The sequence below is a fragment of the Mesorhizobium sp. M1E.F.Ca.ET.041.01.1.1 genome (genome assembly GCF_003997355.1).
Taxonomy (GTDB): Bacteria; Pseudomonadota; Alphaproteobacteria; order Rhizobiales; family Rhizobiaceae; genus Mesorhizobium.
Genome location: NZ_RZSL01000990.1, coordinates 1 through 1378, shown reverse-complemented (window position 1 = coordinate 1378; position 1378 = coordinate 1). Strand labels below are relative to the sequence as shown.

General features: G+C 66.0%; 2 protein-coding genes. Both read right to left on the bottom strand.

The features are described 5' to 3' along the window. Window positions 1–289: 289 nt before the first annotated feature. On the bottom strand, window positions 290–796 hold the full coding sequence (locus EOA38_RS39565) for a hypothetical protein (protein ID WP_189435186.1): 507 nt from the start codon (window positions 794–796) through the stop codon (window positions 290–292). An 11-nt stretch (window positions 797–807) separates the two neighbouring features. Beyond that, window positions 808–1320, bottom strand: a complete 513-nt coding sequence (locus EOA38_RS39560) for a hypothetical protein (protein ID WP_189435184.1) — start codon at window positions 1318–1320, stop codon at window positions 808–810. Window positions 1321–1378: the final 58 nt, after the last annotated feature.

Here is a 1378-nt window from a genome sequence, read left to right as displayed (position 1 = left end):
ACAATGGCGGCTACAGAATCACATACAATTCAACCGCTTCAAGCCATTTTCCGACGGCGCCTCTTCACGCTTGACCACAGCACGAAGCAAATGTGTGCGCACGCTAGCCCCTTGTGGGAGAAGGTGGCCGAGCGAAGCTCGGACGGATGAGGGGTGCTCCAGCTTGGCGGCGACGTCCATCACCAATTGCGCTGGTGGAAATCGCCAGCGCCTCGTTTCTTCCAACACCCCTCATCCGTCTCGGCGCTGCGCGCCGATCCACCTTCCCCCACAAGGGGGGAAGGAAGGGTCAGCGCCTCACCTCCACATGCGGCGCGAACTTCCGCACCGCCTCCACCATCTCCTCGCCGCTCATGTCGAGCGAGGAGACCTCCATGTGCACGGTGGTCCTGCCGAAGGGCAGCAGGCCGAACAGGTTGGCGGGCGCATATCTGATCTCGTCGGGCGGCACCTCGGTGAGATCGAAATTGAGCATCGCCGCGCCCCGGCCGGCGGCGAGACGCACGCTCTTCACCTTTTTCCAGGGCACCAGCACGTCACCGGCGCGGCGGTCGCGGAAGCCGTTTTCATCGAGCGCCACCTGGACCCGCGTGTCGAAGGCGCCGCGCGCGATGAAAAGCCCGAGCCCGGCAAAGCCGAGCGTCAGCAGCGCCACCATGGTGACGCCGCCGCCCGGCGCGCCCATGGACAGCCCCTTGACCACGTAGAAGCCGAAGATCGCCGCCATCAGGAACGACCCGAGCGCCGGGACGATCTTTCCTGTGGCGCTGTTGCGGATTTCGAGCGGCGCGGCCATTTCCGCCTCGCTCACCGTTCCGACTTCAGCAGCGTCCAGATCCAACCGATGAAGGTGAGGACCAGGAACGGATAGCCGGCGGCGGGCAGCGGCGAGGAGGTGGGCAGAAGCGGCGCGCCCCACAGGATCATCGCCGCCGAGACGACGAAGAGCAGGGCCGACACGAAAGCGGTGAGCCGCATCCAGAGTGCGAAAGTGTTCGGCGCACTGACCATGACCAGCCCCGCCGCCCAGAGCGAAATGCCGCCGACATAGGACGGCACGCTGGCCTGCAGGCCTGCCGCATTGCCGGCCAGAAGCAGGCTTTCGCCGGCGAGGAAGGTGAGGAAGCCGGCCGCGACGAGATCATTGCCGAGCCGCTGGTATTTCATCACGAGCAGCGCCACTGCCACGACGATCGCCACGCCGTCGATGGTCCAGAGCATCTCGCGCAGCGCATCGCTCGCAACGAAAGTGCCCGCCATGCCCAACGCGCCGCCGATGGCGAGGCCGATCGCGGCGGCGGTGTCCGAAGTGGAGCGCATGCGATGTCTCCCCAAAGCCGAGGAGAGGATACAACGAGGTGGGGGGATGGTGAAGGGC

Bases quoted from the DNA above. Each gene is read 5' to 3' on its own strand.
- EOA38_RS39565 (WP_189435186.1), bottom strand. From the start codon at position 796: ATGGCCGCGCCGCTCGAAATCCGCAACAGCGCCACAGGAAAGATCGTC.
- EOA38_RS39560 (WP_189435184.1), bottom strand. From the start codon at position 1,320: ATGCGCTCCACTTCGGACACCGCCGCCGCGATCGGCCTCGCCATCGGC.